Origin of the sequence: Mesorhizobium loti CJ3sym, from assembly GCF_000472785.1 — a bacterium.
Lineage (GTDB): Bacteria > Pseudomonadota > Alphaproteobacteria > Rhizobiales > Rhizobiaceae > Mesorhizobium > Mesorhizobium loti_E.
In genome coordinates this window covers 262,608-280,151 of sequence record NZ_KI421462.1, presented here as the reverse complement: position 1 = coordinate 280,151, position 17,544 = coordinate 262,608, and the positions used below count along the sequence as shown (strand labels likewise).

Below are 17,544 nucleotides of genomic sequence, written 5' to 3'. Positions count from 1 at the left end.
ATCCTGAAAAACTGCGGTCAGGCTGCGGCTTTCTTGCCGGCACGCTTGGCCGGTGCCGGCGTTTCCGGTTCCTTCGGCTTGCGGCCCAGACCCATGGTCTTGGCCAATGCCGAGCGCGCCGCAGCGTAGTTCGGCGCCACCATGGGATAGTCTGCCGGCAGCTCCCATTTCGCGCGATATTCGTCGGGTGTAAGGCCATAGTGGGTAGCCAGGTGACGCTTGAGCGACTTGAACTTCTTACCGTCCTCAAGGCTGATAATGTAGTCGGGTGTAACCGATTTTCTGATCGGTACGGCAGGCTTGAGAGCTTCCGGCTTTTCTGGTGCGGCCCCACCAGCAGTGCCTTTCAATGCGATGTGGATCTGGCCGATAAGCCCAGGCAGTTCACCGACGGGAACCGGATTGTTCGAAACATAGGCTGAGACGACATGGGCGGTGAGTTCGATGAGGCTGTCAGCTTTGCTCTCGGTTTCTTCGGTCATAAAAACGCTCCTGCGGGCTTAGACTAGGCGGTGAGAATCACTTCGTAGCTTAATAGTGACGACGGCGTTTGATAGCAACCAAGCCATTGCATGATGTGTTGGCGGATCGCTGCACGCCCGGCCGCGGTCGCGGATCTCCTCTTGAACCGTCATCGCCCTGACAACACATTGTGCCATGGTCGCCGTGTCGATGCGGCGCCTCTTCACCGCAAATTGGCTATTTAGAAAGTTGGGAGAAACCAATGAACGCTGAGGCTTTCAGCAGCCCCCTTTTTGTGAAACGCGCAACCCACATCATCCAAGAGATTGCCGGCCTTGCGGATGCAATCGATTTTCTCAACGAATGGCCGGAAGACCGCAGAGACCTGATCCACGAAGCCGCCCTGAGGGCATGCTACGATGCATACGATGGGCGCAAGCCGGTAAGCACGGCGCGCAATGCCTTTTTCGGCTTTGCGAAGCGGGTCGCCATATTGGAAGATGCAACCTCCGCGATGCAGTGGATCGCCGCCTGCAGATCGGGCAGTGGAAAAGTGCAGGTGTAGACATCGACGACATGTTTGAGACTGGCGAGGCGCGTCAAACAGTGCACTATGTCCAGGTTTCACAGCTAGACCACGCGAATGAGAAGCAGTTCCTCACCATCGACTGCACAACCGCAGATCGCACGCAAGCTGACCATGGCCGGACGCGCCTCATGGCGATCGCTTGCCCGCCAATGGCCAGGCTCAATGGCGCAGGTGCAGCGGTCGCGTTCGGCTGAGTAAAGAAAGGCGGCCCGGGCTTTTTGCCGAGTAGTGGCTGTGGAGGAGGGGATGACCGGGTTGATCAGATTTGAGAGGCCAGTCGTAGTTCAGCTTAGCCGCCGCAGCTCGGAGCGTGTCGTGTTCGACGTCAACGACGCGGCCGCTATCTTGCTCCGGGATCTGCATCATGCGACCGATAAACGCAGGATAGCGATGGACACCTGTCTGCAGGTGTTACGCGGTAAGACCCATCCACCAGCCGCTCGACGAGCTTTCGTCGCAGCCGCACTTGAAGCACGCATTCTGCGCAGCGATTGAGATTTGGGACGCCGCTCGTGAATTTCGGCCATCTGCGCATCGCGATTGAGCGCGGTCCGAATACCTCTGCCGGCATCCGCCAGGAGCAAGCCAACCCCGCTCTTTCCGCGACGGCTTTCCTGGTCCGGCGCCTGATCTTCCACCATCAAAACACAAGGGTCCGCCAGCCAGCTGCGGCCGCTCGGCTTCGCCGTCGCGGTGATCGTGATTGCAGCCAGAGGAGACGGAGCCATCGAGCGGGAATTGGCCCGCTGCAGATGGCGGAGCGTCGATGCCGCTTCAACAGTCTCCGGAAGTGCCGTTTGAACCTTCCCCCAGCTTGGCCCTGCATCCGATTTCCCGGAACACGCTCCGCGGACCGGCGGCGCGTGATCGCCAATGCCTCTCCCGATGGTCGGGACCGGGGTTCGGCGACCAAGGTCGGGGAGATGATAGTGACACTGGATTATCCCAATACGGAATAATCCGAAACTGGCTGGCGGTGAGCCGCCTCGTTTCTGGCCGGCTCATTTGAGACCGAAGCCTGCTTCGATCGCCAGCCAACGCCGGCGTCTGGAAAGCTGACTTCGACGCGCCGTAACAAGGGCCGCGGCCAGGCCAAGCTTGCCGAGGCGCTTCGTCACGGGCAGCTCGATTGCCTTGGGTGCGCCGGATGGACTCACCCCAAGATTGCCCGGTGTGTGGCGTTGCCGCTCACCGCCGGCGAGTGGCACCGAGCCCTACGCCGTCCGCGCTTTTTCCCGAATTGCGCGTGCTGCAGCCACCATGTTCACCAAGGCAGGGCGGACCTCCTCCCATCTGCGCGTTTTGAGACCGCAGTCGGGATTCACCCACAGTTGGCCATCCAACAATCGATCGCGCGCAAGCATGATAAGGTTGGAAATCTCGCCCACTTCCGGGACTCGCGGCGAGTGAATGTCATAGACACCAGGACCGATCTCGTTCGGATACTTGAAGGTTCGAAGCGTATCGAGCAGTTCCATCTGCGAGCGCGAGGTTTCAATGGAGATCACATCGGCATCCATTGCGGCAATCGCGTCCACGATATCGCCGAACTCGGAGTAGCACATATGGGTGTGGATCTGGGTCGCATCGCCGACCGCCGTTGAAGCCAGCCGGAAGCATTCGACGGCCCAGTCGAGATAGGCCTGCCACTCGGCCTCGCGCAGCGGCAAGCCCTCGCGCAGTGCGGCTTCGTCGATCTGGATCATCCCGGCGCCGGCCTTTTCGAGGTCGCTCACTTCATCGCGAATGGCGAGCGCGACCTGGCGGCAGACGGCTGAGCGGGCAAGGTCGTCTCGGACGAAGGACCAGTTGAGGATCGTCACCGGGCCGGTAAGCATGCCCTTCACCGGCTTCGGCGTCAGCGACTGGGCATATCGCCACCAGTGTACCGTCATCGGCTGTTGTCGCGACACATCGCCAATGATGATCGGGGGGCGCACAAAGCGCGAGCCATAGCTCTGCACCCAGCCGTGTTGCGTGAAGGCGAAGCCGCGGAGCTGCTCAGCGAAATATTGCACCATATCGTTGCGCTCGAATTCGCCGTGGACCAGCACGTCGAGTCCGATCTCTTCTTGCCAGCGAACGGCGGCTTCTATCTCTTTTTTCAGGAAGGCCTCATAGTCGACGTAACTCAGCTCGCCCTTGGCATGGGCTGCCCGCGCCTTGCGAACCTCGGCTGTTTGCGGGAAGGAGCCGATCGTCGTGGTGGGGAAGGATGGCAAGCCAAACGTGTCGCCCTGAAGCTTGGAGCGCACGTCGAATGCGCTCTTCCGGCGCGTCATGGCGACCTTGATGCTGGCGACCCGACCTTCGACGAGCGGATCATGCACCTTAGCGGATGTCGCGCGAGCGGCGGCAGCCTCAGCCGACGCCTCTAGTTCGGCGGCGACCGCGTCCCGGCCTTCGGCCAGCGCACGGGCGAGCACGACCAGCTCGTCGGTCTTTTGCGCCGCGAAGGCGAGCCACGATTTCACATCCGCATCGAGTGCCGTCTCCATGTCCAGGTCGATCGGCACATGCAGCATCGAGCAGGACGGGGCGATCTCCACGCGGTCCCGCGGCCAACCGGCGACGATCGGCTTGATGCGGTCAAGCATGGCAGGCAGGTTCGCGCGCCAGACGTTGCGGCCGTCGATCAGCCCGAGCGAGAGCACAAGGTCCTTCTGCGCGAGCCGGCCGACGGTCTCCAACTGCTCTGGAGCGCGCACGAGATCGACGTGCAGTCCCGCCACGGGCAGAGAAATCGCGGTCTCGAGATTGTCTCCCAGCGATCCGAAATAGGTAGCGACCATGATCTTCAACTCCGGTGCTGCTTTTGACAGCCGGCAGTAGGCGAATTGGAGCGCATCCCGTTCGTTGGGAACCAGATCGACCACGAGCGCCGGCTCATCGATCTGCACCCAATCGGCTCCCGCGAGCTTCAGCCTCCGCAGGAGCTCCTCGTAGACGGGCAGCAGCCGTGGCAGGAGCGCGATAGGGTTGAAACCTTCCTCAGGTGACTTCGCCAACTTGAGAAAGGTAACCGGTCCAAGCAGGACCGGGCGCGTGTGGATGCCGAGCGCCTTGGCCTCGAGGAAATGATCGACCGGTTTCGCCGACGAGAGGGCAAAGCTCTGATCGTCGGTAAGTTCCGGCACAATGTAGTGATAGTTGGTGTCGAACCATTTGGTCATTTCCATCGCGGCAAGGCCATGCCCGTTGGCCGCATGCTCGTCACCGGCATGTCCGCAATCAGCGGCCTGATCTTGGTTGCCGCGCGCCATGGCGAAATAGGTATCGAGTGGGACCTCGCCGTCAGTCCAGACGTATCGTGCCGGCACGGCGCCGACCATGGCGACGGTGTCGAGCACATGGTCATAAAGCGAGAAATCGTTGGACGGGATTTTCGACACGCCGCGATCGTGCTGCTCCCTCCAGCTGGCGGCGCGTAGCGCCTTCGCCGTCGCGAGCAGGTCGGCAGCGGGAGATTTTCCGGACCAGTAGCTTTCAAGCGCGAATTTCAGTTCCCGCCGTCGACCGATACGCGGCACGCCGAGCGTTGCCACAGGAATTTGTTGAGAGACAGTCATGCCATACCCCGATGGTTGGGGCGTGGGGACAAGGAACGCGCGAGCAGGCGGCACGAAGCCGGGCTACTGCGGCCACCGAGACACCCCGCCCGTGGACGTTGTTCGTCGTGGCAGGTCTCCTGGCTCGCGGGTCAAAGCCTCTGCCCGTCTTCCCGAGGCCGTTCGCCTCAGTGACACCAATGGGCTTGGCTCGCCGCTAACAGTTGCGGGGGCAGCGCCGGCATCGCACCGGCTTCCCTCTTAGCTCCGCTACGGCAGTGCCGCGCGGAGAACCACGACATGCGCACAATCACAGCAGCTTCGCTCCTTGTCAATACATATAACGAGATGTTTATGTGATGATGCGAATAGTGCCCTTGCGCTGATCGGTCTCTTTCGCCCAAAGCCGCTTACGATGCCGCCTCTTATCAGTGCAGGCTCGGAGAGATCCTTGTCCCCATCGGCGACGCCGGATCAGATCGAGGTCGCCGGGCTCAAGAGCGTAAAGTGGGGCGAGGCCGTCACGGTCCGCCGGGAATCCCGGTATTTGTTCCCCGCTCGGCTTTGCTCAGCGTGCTTGCGCACTCGCCCATCAGCACGCTGATAACATGTCCGGAAGCGGAAAGGAGAGGTGGCGCCTCAGGTCGGCGGACTGGGGCTGGGCCGCCAGCGTCTCGAACAACTGCGCGGGGATCGCCTCGACCTGCTGCGCGAGCAGCTTCACCCTGCGATTGCTGAAGGCCGGCGCCACGATCGTGCGTAACCGGGCATGCTCGCCCCCCTCGTGCGAGACCAGCCACCCCGGCGAACCGAGAATCACCGAATCCGGGGTGAATGCGGCACTCTCTAAGCGACGGAAGGGCGGAAGCTGACCGGCAGGCGCTGCGGGCAGCGAATGACGTAAGACGGCATGTAGACGACGTCCTCCGCAGCGATGGTCAGCGCCAGATCCTCCAGCCGCCCGAACAGCGCGGGGAAGGCGCAGCGCAATTCCAGGCGCGCCAGCGCAGCGCCCAGGCAGGAATGCGGCCCCTCGCCGAACGACAAATGCGGGTTGTGCCGCCGGGTGACATCGAATCTGTCGGCGCCAGGACCGAAGGCCTTTTCGTCCCCGTTCGCCGCATCGAACGCCATCAGGACGGCATCGCCGCGGCGGACCATGCATCCGTCGATCTCCACGTCCTGGGTGGCATAGCGGAACGGCAGATTGGCCGCTGAGCTGCCCCAGCGCAGGATCTCCTCGATCGCCTGTGACCACGGAACTTGGCCGCTGCGCACCAGGTGCAGTTGCTGCGGATGCGTCAGCAATGCCAGCACGCCATTGCCGATGACGCCGGCGGTGGTCACGAAGCCCGCAGAGAGCACCATGAACAGCATGTCGATGAGCTCGGTGTCGGAAACGAGCTCGCCTTTGTCACGCGCGACGATCAGGGCCGAAGCCAGATCATCGCCGAGCTGGCCCCGCTTGAGCGCGATCAGGCGACGGAAGAACTCCGGGATGCGCTGCCGCGTCTGTCGCACCTCTTCGGCTGTGGCGGAGGTGTTGGCCAGGCTGTAGGTGAGCGCGACGATCTCTTCGCGCTGTTCGTCCGGCAAACCGAACAGTTCGGCGATCACGTTGGTGGGCAGCGGAGCGGCGAACTCGCACATCAGATCGGCACTGCCGCCGCGCTGCGCCATCTCGGCCAGGAGTCGATCGACGCATTGTTCGATCCGTGGCGCCAGCAAGGCGATACGACTGGGCGCGAAGCTGCTGGACAGCAGGCCGCGCAAGCGCCGGTGATCGGCGCCGTGCGCCGTGGTCATGTTGTCCACTTTGCATATCCCGATCAGCGGATGATCCTCGGGAATCTCGCCGTCCTGCAGCGCCCGCCACTGTCGCCAGTCCTTATTGAAACGCTGGTCGGAAAGCATCTGCCTGAGCGTCTGGTGACGGGCTGCCGCCCAGGTCACCACATCGCCTGGCAGCGACACTCGCGCCATCCCCCCCTGCCGCAGAATCGCAGAAGAAAGACGATCAAGTTGCGTGGGAGCGGCCGGCACACCGATCACGTCGCAATGATCGTTTTCTACACGCATGCCAACAACTCCTTCAAGACCATCGCGGGTCCACTTCTCGGCACGGAAGATCCGCGCGCGGACTTCGAAAAGTGCCCCCCCCAGTGTGCTTCGTCCTCAGAAGCGGTAGGTGAGACCTGCGCCTATCAACCAGGGATCGAGCTTGGCCTTGCCCGTGAGCTTGGCGCCGGCGACAGTGACGTCGAAGTCGGGCTTGAGGAAAAGCTTCTTCACGTCGAAGTTGACGCCCCAGTGCTCGTCCACCATGTAGTCGAATCCGACCTGCAGCGCGGCGCCGAATGTGTTCTTGACCTTGAGATCATCGGCGCTGCCGGCTTGCTGATGATAGAAGATCGTATAGTTCACGCCGGCGCCGATATAGGGCTCGAAGGCGCCGAAATCGGTAAAATGATACTGCAATGTGAGCGTGGGCGGCAGCAGCCAAACCTTGCCTACCTTGCCCAGCCCGCCGATCGCACCCTGGCCATCGATGTTGGCATAGGTGGTGCCGAGTATGAGTTCGGCGGCGATGTTGTCCGTGAAGAAATATGAGATATCGAGTTCCGGCGTCACGGTGTTCGAATACGAAAGACCGGAGCCGGGCACCGCATTGACATAGCCCGAATCCTCGGTGATCACCCCCAACGCACGCAGGCGGATCTGCCAGGGGCTTGGCGCTTCCGCGACGCAGGCTTCTGCCTGCGGGACGCTCGCGGCTTGCCCAACATCTGCCGCGCCGGCCTGTCCCGCAACGATGAGGACGACAGCCGCTGTCATTGCCCGCGCCACGCCAATTCGCGCTCTCGCCATACTTTTCTCTCCTTGATCTTCAGAAGCGACGCACTGCGCCTTGATTGAATCCTGCTCGCATCAATCGAGATTGACGGAGCGCTCATGCGGGATAGCCCCCGCATGTGTCGTGCCAAATGAGAAAATCGTTGCAGAACAATGCGGTCACTCCGATAGCGCTGTGTCGGATGTCCGACTTCGTCGAAGATCCGACAATGAGTGCAGCCGTAGCCGCCCCTGGGAGCCGTTCGTCAACATCGGCCGGCAGTTCGTTGGCACGCTCGTCCTCGGCTTCGAGTTTTGGCGTATTCTGCGTTCAGCGCCTTGATCGGCGCCTGCTGCTCGGTCGTCAGGCCGGGGAACGTTCCAGCCAGTTCGCGCAGTCCGTGGGCGTATCCGTAAGGCGTCTCGACCGCGGCCGATATGGGCGGGAAATCCTTTGGCAGCATGCGCCAGCCGCCATCCGATCGGGCCATGTAGCGGAACGCGTTCAATACCACGCGCCGCCCGGTCTTGGCCGCGCCCGGCAGGAACGGTTGTATCCGCGACCATTCCTCATCCGTCAGATCGGAGAGGATAGCGCTTGGTCTTCTTCTCGATATCGGCCATCCGGCCACGCGTCGCTCGGGTCCACTTCCCAAGCTTGAAACACGATTAATCCCGCCAATCCGCTGCCCGCCCTGCAGCAGGCCCCTCTTCGGGCGGCAATTAATCCTGCTTCGGTTTGAAATTCGCGACGAGAGCACGATATCGTTGTGACGACCGACCTGGATTGATCCATCAAGTGGCCGATACCGCCGTAGAATGCGACGAAAAGGCGCGTGGCCGTTCTGAACCTCCGGGCCGGCCGCCGCGCAATCGTGCGGTGATGAAGCACTCCGATGTCCTTGGTGGGCTCGATTACCTGGCGGCGGACTATCACCGGCAGGATTTCTCCAAGCATATCCACAACGAGTATCTGATCGGGCTGATCGAGCGAGGCGTCCATGATGTCTGGTGCCGAGGTGAGGTTTGGCACGCCGGTAGCGGCACCGTCGCGACCTTCGCGCCCGGCGAACCGCATTTCGGGGGCGCTGGTGACGATCTTGGCTGGAGCCAGAAGATCTTCTACATGCCCGAAGGCCTTGTCCGGCAAGTCCTTGAGGACAGCAGCCAAACCGAACCCGGAACGATCGACTTCAAAAGCCCGTTCCAGGAGAATGCCCCAGTTGCACACGGCCTCAGCGCGTTTTGGCGCCTCCTTGAACATGAGCATAGCTCGGCACTGGAGATCGAGGAGCATCTGATCCGCTTCCTGCGCCGCGTTTTCGCACAAGTCGGCGGGTCGCGCGTTGCTGGGCCAAAATTCGTGCCGCCGAGGTTCCGCGACGTGCGTGACTTCATCCATGCCCACTTTGACGAAGTCCTGCAGCTCGCCGCCCTGGCCGCCCTCGCCGGATGCTCCAAGGCGACGTTGATCGATGGCTTCAAGGCGCATTTCGGGTTGCCCCCCACCCGCTACCTGATCCAGGTCCGCATCGACGAGGCGCGACGGCTGCTGAGGCGACGTCAGCAGGTCGCCGAGGTCGCCGTCGCGGTAGGGTTCGCGGACCAGAGCCACCTGACCCGGCACTTCAAAGCGGTGTTGGGGGTGACGCCGGCGCGTTACCTCTCCGTTTGAATATCGTTCAATAAAGCGCGCGGCGAACCGTCTAGCTTGGACGCTCAATGGATGAAACGAGCGTCAAGACCATGAGCGACAGCAAGCAGACCCGCCCCCGCGGCTTCACCAGCGACAACATCGCCGGCGTCTCCCCCGAGGTGATCGCAGCCATCACCGCGTGCGCGTCGGGTCAGGCGCTTCCCTACGGCAACGATGAGCTGACGCATACCGTCGAGCGCCAGCTCGCCGAGGTGTTCGAGCATGCGGTCGACGTGTTCCTCGTTTCGACGGGGTCGGCGGCGAACGCGCTGGCGCTCGCGGCGATTACGCCGCCATGGGGCAGCATCCTCTCGCACGCCGACGCACACATCAACCGCGACGAGTGCGGCGCGCCGGAGTTCTACACCGCCGGTGCGAAGTTGGTGCAGCTTCCAGGCGAGGCTGGCAAAATCGCCATCGACGCCTTGGCGGCCAATGCAACGCGCATGGTGGGCGATATCCACTCGGTCCAGCCCTCCAGCGTCAGCATCACGCAGGCGACCGAGATGGGATCGGTCTACGCGCTCGACGAAATCAGGGCGATCGGACATATCTGCCGGTCAGCGAACCTGCCGCTCCACATGGACGGTGCTCGCTTCGCCAACGCCCTCGTCACTCTGCGCTGCTCGCCGGCCGAGATGACGTGGAAGGCCGGCGTCGACCTAGTGTCGTTTGGCGCCACCAAGAACGGAACGTTTGGGGTCGATGCGGTCGTCTCGTTTCGCAGAGATCTCGCGAGCACGATCGCCTTTCGCCGCAAGCGGGCCGGCCAGTTGAGTTCCAAGATGCGCTTCATGGCGGCGCAAATGGACGGTTATCTGAGGGACGGTGTCTGGCTTCGCAACGCGGTCCATGCCAATGCGATGGCATCGGCGCTCGCGCGGGGGTTGGCCCTGGTGCCAGGCGTGAAAATCCAGCAGCGGCCCGAGGCCAATATACTGTTCTGCCGACTTCCCACGTCCCTGATCCGGGGGCTGCTCGACATGGGATTCCGCTTCTACCATGATCGCTGGGAGCCCGGGATCGTGAGGTTCGTCACCTCTTTCGCGACGACCGAGGCCGACGTGTCCGACTTGATCGGCGCGGCGACCAGCCTCTGCGCACCGGTCGGCTCGGCTCGTGTTCCGGCTGGCGCCGAATGAGTTGTGGCGACCGTCGAGCGCTCTCGCCGCCCGTTACGGATGTCCTCTTTGCTCGACTGCATTGTCCGAGCGTTCTGGCCGCACGAGCATCTCAGGCTGCATCTTTTGTCTCAGGCCCTTTTCGACTTGCAGCTTCATCTTACCTCGGCAAGGGGCTTCACCGTGCAGTTGCGATGTGACCGGGTTGATTTTTTGTAAGAAGGTCCCCTATCTGCGCAATTGACCTCAAGTCATCCGTAATCCTGCATGCTTGTAATATATATTTTGCATTCTTTTATCATATTTTCGATGAAAAATGCTGTTCACTCGTCAGAGTTACTTAAAAGAGTGAGTCGGATCTGCGCGGATAGCAGCGTGACTCGGGATTTTGACCACTAGCAGGAGAAAATATGCCTTCCATATCTACGCGCCGCGCCAACGCAACGGACGCAGGGACGGTCGTCCGTTTTATTCACGCGCTACTCGATGAACTCACTGGCGGGAAAGCGCCCGCGCCCGACGACGTGAGACAAAGCGCGCAGATAATGCTTGCCGACGCTGGCGTGGTCGCCGTGATCGCAAGTGCAGATGACGAGCCGGTCGGCATCATGGTGCTGAATGAATGCACGGCGATCTATGCAGGAGGTAAGTTCGGCTATATTTCGGAGCTGTATGTTCGACCCGAAAAGCGCTCCAAAGGGATTGCCCCTCATCTGCTTGAGGTCGCCTCGCGGGAAGGCCGTGCGCGTGGTTGGAAGCGACTTGAGCTTGCAGCGCCCAGGCAACCAAAATGGAAGCGCACGCTCGATTTCTATCTGCGCAACGGGTTCGAGGAACTCGGCCCTCGGCTCTATCGGATTATCTAGACTAGAGAGTTTGCTATGGGCTGCTCAAAGCAACCTGCACGATCTCAGCGGATTGAGGTCCGGCGTGGTCGCTGCCTGACGCTGCAATCGTACCAGCATCGTCATCGCAAATGTGTGCCTCGGATAATGCAGGGTTCCCGTCACGCCGGCCGCCCGGAACGCATCGGCAAAAACCGCCGTCAATCGGGTCACGTCAACGGCGTTTCCTTGAGTGTTGAGGAACAGAGCCGAGGGCGGCAATTTCGCCACCTACAGGGGCGCTGCATAGACGACCGCACCTGACGTGCACCCGGTTACGCTGCGTATAGCCGACGATGATTCCTATGAGGGTAGTCCCATGAAATTGTACGCGAAAGTCTTTGGTGGAGCGGCAGCGTTGCTCGCTGCCTGGCCGGCGATGGCCAGCGACGCGGTGGCGAGCGAACCGGCGCCCTACAATCCCAATTTCTCTTTCGTTGGCGGCGTCGGCGTCATCGACATCGAGGCCAACGAGCTAGTCTATCAGGCTCCCGGCAGCGGCTCGAAGCTGAGCCACCTTATCTGGGAAAGCACCTCTGCGGTCATTTCAGCCGAGATGACGGCGCGCAGCGAGGCCGGCTGGACCGCCAAGCTTTCCGGCCAGATCGCCTTCAGCGGCAACAGCTACATGGAAGACTATGACTGGATCCCGCCATTCTCGACCAATGATGGCTGGAACGACTGGAGCGACCGTTCGCGCCATTCCGACACCGATCTTGATTACTTCTATTCGGCAACCGTCGCGCTCGGCCACGATTTCCAGGTCAGCGACCAGCTGCTGATCAACGTCAACGGTGGTTTCAAGTACACCTCGGTCAAGTGGACTGCCTATGGCGGCTCCTATGTCTACAGCGTTGCCGGCTTCCGGGATTCGGTTGGCGACTTCCCAGGAGACGCAAAGGCCATCAGCTACCAGCAGAAATTGCCGGTCGCCTTCGCCGGCATCGATGCGACCTATGTCCAGGATCGCTGGAACTTCGGCTTTGCGCTGAAGGGCGGCACGACCTTCTCCGCCGGCGCTACCGATCATCACTGGATGCGTGACCTGCGCTTCGAGGATGATTTCGAAGCGGCGCCGGTTCTGATGGTCGGCGGCAGCGTCGGCTACCAGTACAACGAGCGGACCAGCTTCTTCGTCTCCGGTTCCTACGAAAAGGTGTTCACCGCTCGCGGCGACTACAACACCTATGACATTGCGACCGGCGCAGAGACTGGCGGCGAAGACGACTGGATCGGCGGCGATTTTGCCGCGGCGACGGTGATGGTCGGCATCAAGACCTCGTTCTGATTGAACGAGTGCGACCGGAACGCCAAACCGATGTCCGCACGGCGCAGAAATCTGATGCGCCCGCGCGCCTGACGGCGCGTGCCGGGTGCTCGTGAACCGAGCCCGCTTTTTCTTCGCCAGGCTCCGGCGGTCTCGGCCATCCGGCTTCGCCCCCTGGCGCGGGCAGCCTGTCGGCTGCTGACGGTCGCCGCCCTGTCGGCCGGCGCGGTTTGTTCGTTGGCCGTTCCCGGCGGCGCGGGGTGGGCGGCACTCCCTTCTAGGCCCGCCGCGGCATCCCGCAACCCTTCGCTTCGCTTCGGGTCCTCCTCTTCGTTCCGGTCCTTCGGATGCGGTCCGCCTCCGACGGCGGGCCTTTCCGGTCGCGTCTCGCCGCCCACCCCGCTTCCGGGGAAAGGCGCGGGATTGAAGAGCGGAGGACCAGACGATGCGTGCAAAACACCAGCGTTCCGGCAGCCGAGAGGCTGGCGCGGGCAGGGGCGGGCGCCCGGGCGCCAGCCTTTATCAGGAAATCACGGACCGCATCATTGCCGAACTGGAGCGCGGCACCGTGCCATGGGTCAAGCCATGGGGCAGCGCAAAGGCCGACCTCGGCCTGCCCAGCAACGCGGCCACCGGGCGCCGCTATTCCGGCATCAACATCCTCATCCTGTGGGGCGCCGTCATCGAGCGCAGCTATCCCGGCCAGAACTGGCTGACCTTCCGGCAGGCGCTTGCCCTTGGCGGCAATGTCAGGAAGGGCGAGCGCGGCACAACAATCGTGCATGCCGACCGCTTTGTCCCAAAGGGCGAGCAGGAGCGCGCCAGGACAGACGGCGACGAGCCGCAGGCGGTGCCTTTCTTGAAGCGCTTCACCGTCTTCAACGTCGCGCAGTGCGACGGCCTGCCCGCGCACCTTTACCGCAACGTCGAGCCGCTGCCCGAACGCGAGATCATCCCCCAAGCCGAGGCGCTTATTCGAGCAAGCGGCGCGGATTTCCGCATCGGCGGCGATCGCGCTTTCTACATGCCGGGCAGTGACACCATTCAGGTGCCGCCGCAGCCCGCATTCTTTCAGCAGATCGACTATTACCGCACCTGCTTCCACGAGCTTGGCCACTGGACGGGCCACCCGGCGCGGCTGGCGCGCGACCTCTCCAGCGCCTTCGGTTCCAAGGCCTATGCGCGCGAGGAACTGGTTGCCGAAATCACCGCAGCCTTTGTCTGTTCGACCCTCGGCATCGAGCCGAGCGTGCGCCATGCCGACTATATCGGCGCATGGCTGACGATGCTGCGCGAGGACAATCGCGCCATCTTCCGCGCCGCCAGCCTTGCCTCCAAGGCCGCCGATTTTCTTCTGGGCTTCAACGCCGAGGCCCAAGGCGCGCAACAAGACGAGATCGCGGCATGAGCGCGCGCGATCCCGACACCCTGCAGACCGAACCGAAACCGCGAGCAGACGCTCATTCCCGGTGTCCGGCCGCTCACCACGCGCGACCGCCTTGCCCTTTGGCGGACGCGCCGATGCGCCCGCGCGCGGCGCAAAAGCCGCTCGATATCGGGCTGTTCGATGACGCCAGAAATCAACTCGAACCGTTTTGAGAGGAGTTTCCCATGATCCTGATCACCGACGAGCTTTGCGCCCGGCTGCTCGCCAATGGCGCAACCGACACCGAAACCGACCATGTCCCGGTGGTCAAACTGTTCGATCCGACCGGGCCAGCAACCTGGCTTCTCACTGAACTCGACGCCGACGGCGACACCCTTTTCGGCCTTTGCGACCTCGGCTTCGGCTTCCCCGAACTCGGCAGCGTCAGCCTTGCCGAGCTTGCAAGCGTCAAGGGGCGGCTTGGCCTCGGCATCGAGCGCGACCTCGGCTTCAAGGCCGAGTTTCCGCTCTCCGTCTACGCCCAGGCAGCGTGCAGCGCCGGCCACATCACCGAAGCCGAGCGGTTGCTGCGACAGGCGGCAGAGGCCCTTGGCAACGCCCATTCCAAGCTTCCGCCCGACACGGCGGAACAGACGCGCCGCTAGGCGCGAAAACCGTCCCGCCGCGCCGGCTTGCAGCCTCTGCGGCGGGAAATCCCACCCCTCAACCAAGGAGACAAACCATGCAACTTGCCCACATTCCGCTTGATAAGCTCAACATTTCCGCGCTCAACATGCGCCATTCCAAACGCGCGCCCGACGTGTCGGATATCTTGCCATCGGTTCGCGCGCGCGGCGTCCTGGTGCCGCTTCTGGTGCGGCCCAACGGCACGCCGGAAAGCTTCGAGATCGTCGCCGGCCGGCGCCGCTATTTCGCCGCGAAGTCGCTCGCCGACGAGCGCGGCCAGCGCAATGCCTTGCCCTGCGCCATCATGGAGGACGGCGACGACGCCGACGCGCTCGAGGCCTCGCTGATCGAAAACTTCGCCCGGCTCGATCCCGACGAGGTGTCGCAGTGGGAGACGTTTTCGCGGCTGATCAGGGAAGGCCGCACCATTCCAGATATCGCCGCAACCTTCGGCGTCACCGAGCTTCTGGTCAAACGCATTCTGGCGCTCGGCGATCTTCTGCCCAAAATCCGCGAGGCCTATCGGCGCGAGGACATCGACGCCGAGACGGCGCGCCATCTGACCATGGCCTCCAAGGGGCAGCAGAAGGATTGGCTGGCGCTTTATGCCGACCCCGAGCAATACGCGCCGCAAGGCCACCAGTTGAAGCAATGGCTGTTCGGCGGCCAGTCGATTTCCACCAAGATGGCGCTGTTTGCCATCGAGGACTATCCGGGCCTGATCGTCTGCGACCTGTTCGGCGAGGACAGCTATTTCGCCGATGCCGACCTGTTCTGGCAAAAGCAGAACGAGGCCATCGCCGCCAAACGCGATGCCTATCTGGAAGCCGGCTGGCCCGAGGTGGCCGTGCTCGAACCGGGCCAGCATTTCCAGTCTTGGGACCACGAAAAGACGCCGAGGAAGAAGGGCGGCAAGGTCTTCATATCAGTCTCGCATCGCGGCGCGGTCGAGTGCCATGAGGGCTGGCTGTCGCGCAAGGAGGCCCGCCGCGCCCGCGCGCAAGGCGAGGGCGGCGAGCCCGACGAAACGCCAGCCAGGCCGTCGCGGCCGGAACTCACCGGGCCGATGCAGAACTATGTCGATCTGCACCGCCACGGAGCCGTGCGTACCGCCATGCTCGACCATCCGGATGTCGCGCTGCGCCTGATGGTGGCGCATGCCATCGCAGGCTCGGGCCTGTGGCAGGTTCGCCGCGAGCCGCAGCGCACCGCCAATGAAGCGGTGGCGGCAAGCATTGCCGCGTCCAGGGCCGAAGCTGTATTCGCCGAAAAACGGCGCGCGGTGCTTGCGCTGCTTGGGCAGCCCGACGAGGAGGGTGCGATAGCCGGCGGCAATGGCGACGCCTTTGCGCTTGCCGCCGTCTTCGCCCGTTTGCTGGCACTTTGCGACGATGACGTCATGCGCGTTCTCAGCCTTGCCATGGCCGAGACGCTCGAAGCCGGCAGCGCCATCGTCGAGGCCCTCGGCAACCATCTGGGCATCGACATGGGCGCGTGGTGGCAAGCGGACGACGCCTTCTTCGACCTGCTGCGCGACAGGGAGATCGCCAATGCAATGCTGGCCGACCTCGCCGGCAAGCCTGTCGCCGACGGCAATGTCGCCGAGAAGGTCAAGACGCAAAAGAAGATCATCCGCGATTGCCTGTCGGGCGAGAACGGCCGCGAGAAGATCGACAACTGGCTGCCCAACTGGATGAAATTCCCGGTCGAAAGCTACACGAAACGCGGCGGCTTCCGCACCGCCGATCAATGGGCGAGCGTCCAGCCGCTGTTCGTCCGCCAATAGCTGCCAAGCCGGGCGGCGGCTCTTTCTAAGTGCCGCCGCCCCGTTTGCCTGCCGCTGGAATATTGGCTGATGCGCACGGCGATCCGAACAGCTTTTGCCACGCACAAGGCTATTGTGCGTTGCACAAAATCCGACGCGCGCCTAAACGTCCTTCCGTTGCGGGAATCGGGCTTGGACCAGCGGCGAGGCAGTGAGAACCGATGCTTCGTCGATATCATATTGCATTCATAGCTGAGGACCTTCATGACCCTTTCGAGCCCTGACAAATCCGGCGCCGCCAGTCTCGAGGCCATCGCGCGAAACGGCGGCGTGCTGCGCCGCATCGCCGTGCGCATTCCGACCTATCTGTCGGACATTCGCGAGAACCCGGCATGGCTGCCGATGTTCGTGCTCGCCCGCACCATGCCGGCGCGCCGGATGCACTGGCGTGGGGCAAAGCCGGTTCGCGTGTCGCAAAATGCCCACGACACCATGTTTGCCGGCGTCGATCGCCAGGAAATTGTCGAGGCGCTGCGGTCGGACGGGTTGTTTTGCGGGCTCGTCCTGCCGACTTCCATCCATGAGGAGATCGCCGCCTTCGCCCGCTACACGCCTTGTTTCGGCAATTTCGATCGCCGTCTCGAATTCATGGCTGAGGACCATGCCGAGGCCGAGAAGCGTTTCGGCCGCTCGCTGCTCAGCGGCCACTTTTTCGAACACATCCTCGGCTGCAAGGCAGCGGTCGCCATCCAGAACGACCCGCTGCTGCTCGACATCGCCGCGCATTATCTGGGCGCTCAGGCGAAACTGATCACCACACGGGTGTGGTGGAGCTTCCCGACCGGCCAGGCCTCCGACGCCGACAAGAACCGTGCCTCGCTCGGCAAGTATCATTTCGATCTCGATGACTGGAGGATGCTGAAATTCTTCTTCTACCTGACGCCGGTCGACGAAGGCACCGGCCCGCATGTCTATGTGCGGGGCAGTCATAACCGCCGCGCCATCAAGCATCAGCTGACGCTGCTTGTCGGCCATCCGGCGCAGGAAGTTCTCAAGGTCTATGGCGATGACAGCCCCGTCACGCTGACCGGCGAAGCCGGCCTCGGCTTCGTCGAAGACCCGTTCGGCTTTCATATGGGCACCGTACCGTCGCGCACGCCACGGCTGATGATGGAAGTCGGCTTCGGCGTCTCGCCGCCCTCGCGCCGGCGCTTCCATGGCGAGCCGGTTATTCGCTGATCTCGCAAAAGTCCTGAAACAGCCTTCCCCAGATCAGACGCCTGGTTCTTCCTTGGGCTGGCTGGTGCCATGGCGTCGTCATGGGATC

General features: G+C 62.7%; 15 protein-coding genes, 2 pseudogenes and 1 riboswitch. Of the genes and pseudogenes, 11 read left to right on the top strand and 6 right to left on the bottom strand.

What is annotated here, in order from left to right; genetic code table 11:
- Positions 1 to 17: 17 nt before the first annotated feature.
- Positions 18 to 482, bottom strand: a complete 465-nt coding sequence (locus A3A9_RS0137720; protein ID WP_027033334.1) for a MucR family transcriptional regulator — start codon at positions 480 to 482, stop codon at positions 18 to 20.
- 242 nt (positions 483 to 724) lie between these two features.
- Between A3A9_RS0137720 and A3A9_RS0137715 the strand changes: the two genes are divergently transcribed.
- Positions 725 to 1,027 (top strand): DUF982 domain-containing protein, encoded by a 303-nt coding sequence (locus tag A3A9_RS0137715; protein WP_027033335.1) that lies wholly within the window; start codon positions 725 to 727, stop codon positions 1,025 to 1,027.
- A 270-nt stretch (positions 1,028 to 1,297) separates the two neighbouring features.
- On the top strand, positions 1,298 to 1,546 hold the full coding sequence (locus A3A9_RS0137705; RefSeq protein WP_027033337.1) for a DUF982 domain-containing protein: 249 nt from the start codon (positions 1,298 to 1,300) through the stop codon (positions 1,544 to 1,546).
- Positions 1,547 to 2,265: 719 nt separating this feature from the next.
- On the opposite strand, the gene metE is transcribed toward A3A9_RS0137705, so the two are convergent.
- From metE to A3A9_RS46200, 5 genes and pseudogenes are all read right to left on the bottom strand, one after another.
- The gene (metE, locus tag A3A9_RS0137695) at positions 2,266 to 4,596 is read right to left on the bottom strand and encodes a 5-methyltetrahydropteroyltriglutamate--homocysteine S-methyltransferase (protein WP_027033338.1); all 2,331 of its coding nucleotides are present in this window, start codon (positions 4,594 to 4,596) and stop codon (positions 2,266 to 2,268) included.
- Between the two features lie 116 nt (positions 4,597 to 4,712).
- Positions 4,713 to 4,912: riboswitch (cobalamin riboswitch) on the bottom strand.
- A 291-nt stretch (positions 4,913 to 5,203) separates the two neighbouring features.
- Positions 5,204 to 5,479, bottom strand: a pseudogene (locus A3A9_RS0137690) (cytochrome P450); the annotation flags it as partial.
- Complete coding sequence (locus A3A9_RS0137685) at positions 5,446 to 6,678, bottom strand: cytochrome P450 family protein (protein ID WP_027033340.1); 1,233 nt, start codon at positions 6,676 to 6,678, stop codon at positions 5,446 to 5,448. The pseudogene A3A9_RS0137690 and the gene A3A9_RS0137685, both read right to left, overlap by 34 nt.
- Before the next feature lie 96 nt (positions 6,679 to 6,774).
- Positions 6,775 to 7,467 (bottom strand): OmpW/AlkL family protein, encoded by a 693-nt coding sequence (locus A3A9_RS0137680; protein ID WP_027033341.1) that lies wholly within the window; start codon positions 7,465 to 7,467, stop codon positions 6,775 to 6,777.
- A 404-nt stretch (positions 7,468 to 7,871) separates the two neighbouring features.
- Positions 7,872 to 8,055 (bottom strand): annotated as a pseudogene (locus A3A9_RS46200) (transposase); the annotation flags it as partial.
- Positions 8,056 to 8,230: 175 nt separating this feature from the next.
- Between A3A9_RS46200 and A3A9_RS0137675 the strand changes: the two are divergent.
- From A3A9_RS0137675 to A3A9_RS0137635, 9 genes are all read left to right on the top strand, one after another.
- Entirely contained in the window at positions 8,231 to 9,106 is an 876-nt protein-coding gene (locus tag A3A9_RS0137675; protein ID WP_027033342.1) for an AraC family transcriptional regulator, read from the top strand.
- Positions 9,107 to 9,177: 71 nt separating this feature from the next.
- Positions 9,178 to 10,269, top strand: a complete 1,092-nt coding sequence (locus tag A3A9_RS0137670; protein WP_032926764.1) for a threonine aldolase family protein — start codon at positions 9,178 to 9,180, stop codon at positions 10,267 to 10,269.
- Between the two features lie 389 nt (positions 10,270 to 10,658).
- Complete coding sequence (locus tag A3A9_RS0137665; RefSeq protein WP_027033344.1) at positions 10,659 to 11,114, top strand: GNAT family N-acetyltransferase; 456 nt, start codon at positions 10,659 to 10,661, stop codon at positions 11,112 to 11,114.
- A 337-nt stretch (positions 11,115 to 11,451) separates the two neighbouring features.
- On the top strand, positions 11,452 to 12,420 hold the full coding sequence (locus tag A3A9_RS0137660) for an omptin family outer membrane protease (RefSeq protein WP_027033345.1): 969 nt from the start codon (positions 11,452 to 11,454) through the stop codon (positions 12,418 to 12,420).
- A gap of 424 nt (positions 12,421 to 12,844) precedes the next feature.
- Positions 12,845 to 13,807 carry an ArdC family protein gene (locus A3A9_RS0137655; RefSeq protein ID WP_027033346.1) on the top strand — a complete coding sequence of 321 codons (963 nt, stop codon included), beginning with the start codon at positions 12,845 to 12,847 and terminating at the stop codon, positions 13,805 to 13,807.
- Entirely contained in the window at positions 13,804 to 13,998 is a 195-nt protein-coding gene (locus A3A9_RS44720; RefSeq protein WP_152536317.1) for a hypothetical protein, read from the top strand. Before A3A9_RS0137655 ends, A3A9_RS44720 begins: the two co-directional genes overlap by 4 nt.
- A gap of 12 nt (positions 13,999 to 14,010) precedes the next feature.
- On the top strand, positions 14,011 to 14,430 hold the full coding sequence (locus A3A9_RS0137645; protein WP_027033347.1) for a DUF2958 domain-containing protein: 420 nt from the start codon (positions 14,011 to 14,013) through the stop codon (positions 14,428 to 14,430).
- A 77-nt stretch (positions 14,431 to 14,507) separates the two neighbouring features.
- Complete coding sequence (locus tag A3A9_RS0137640; RefSeq protein WP_027033348.1) at positions 14,508 to 16,238, top strand: ParB/RepB/Spo0J family partition protein; 1,731 nt, start codon at positions 14,508 to 14,510, stop codon at positions 16,236 to 16,238.
- Between the two features lie 243 nt (positions 16,239 to 16,481).
- Positions 16,482 to 17,456: a hypothetical protein gene (locus tag A3A9_RS0137635; RefSeq protein ID WP_027033349.1), complete on the top strand. Its 975-nt coding sequence runs from the start codon at positions 16,482 to 16,484 to the stop codon at positions 17,454 to 17,456.
- Positions 17,457 to 17,544: the final 88 nt, after the last annotated feature.

What these genes read in the sequence shown, in the direction of transcription:
- A3A9_RS0137705 (WP_027033337.1), top strand. Translation starts at nt 1,298, where the DNA reads ATGACCGGGTTGATCAGATTTGAGAGGCCAGTCGTAGTTCAGCTTAGC.
- A3A9_RS0137680 (WP_027033341.1), bottom strand. Translation starts at nt 7,467, where the DNA reads ATGGCGAGAGCGCGAATTGGCGTGGCGCGGGCAATGACAGCGGCTGTC.
- A3A9_RS0137645 (WP_027033347.1), top strand. Translation starts at nt 14,011, where the DNA reads ATGATCCTGATCACCGACGAGCTTTGCGCCCGGCTGCTCGCCAATGGC.
- A3A9_RS0137655 (WP_027033346.1), top strand. Translation starts at nt 12,845, where the DNA reads ATGCGTGCAAAACACCAGCGTTCCGGCAGCCGAGAGGCTGGCGCGGGC.
- A3A9_RS0137670 (WP_032926764.1), top strand. Translation starts at nt 9,178, where the DNA reads ATGAGCGACAGCAAGCAGACCCGCCCCCGCGGCTTCACCAGCGACAAC.
- A3A9_RS0137720 (WP_027033334.1), bottom strand. Translation starts at nt 482, where the DNA reads ATGACCGAAGAAACCGAGAGCAAAGCTGACAGCCTCATCGAACTCACC.
- A3A9_RS0137640 (WP_027033348.1), top strand. Translation starts at nt 14,508, where the DNA reads ATGCAACTTGCCCACATTCCGCTTGATAAGCTCAACATTTCCGCGCTC.
- A3A9_RS0137660 (WP_027033345.1), top strand. Translation starts at nt 11,452, where the DNA reads ATGAAATTGTACGCGAAAGTCTTTGGTGGAGCGGCAGCGTTGCTCGCT.
- A3A9_RS0137635 (WP_027033349.1), top strand. Translation starts at nt 16,482, where the DNA reads ATGACCCTTTCGAGCCCTGACAAATCCGGCGCCGCCAGTCTCGAGGCC.
- A3A9_RS44720 (WP_152536317.1), top strand. Translation starts at nt 13,804, where the DNA reads ATGAGCGCGCGCGATCCCGACACCCTGCAGACCGAACCGAAACCGCGA.
- A3A9_RS0137685 (WP_027033340.1), bottom strand. Translation starts at nt 6,678, where the DNA reads ATGCGTGTAGAAAACGATCATTGCGACGTGATCGGTGTGCCGGCCGCT.
- A3A9_RS0137715 (WP_027033335.1), top strand. Translation starts at nt 725, where the DNA reads ATGAACGCTGAGGCTTTCAGCAGCCCCCTTTTTGTGAAACGCGCAACC.
- A3A9_RS0137665 (WP_027033344.1), top strand. Translation starts at nt 10,659, where the DNA reads ATGCCTTCCATATCTACGCGCCGCGCCAACGCAACGGACGCAGGGACG.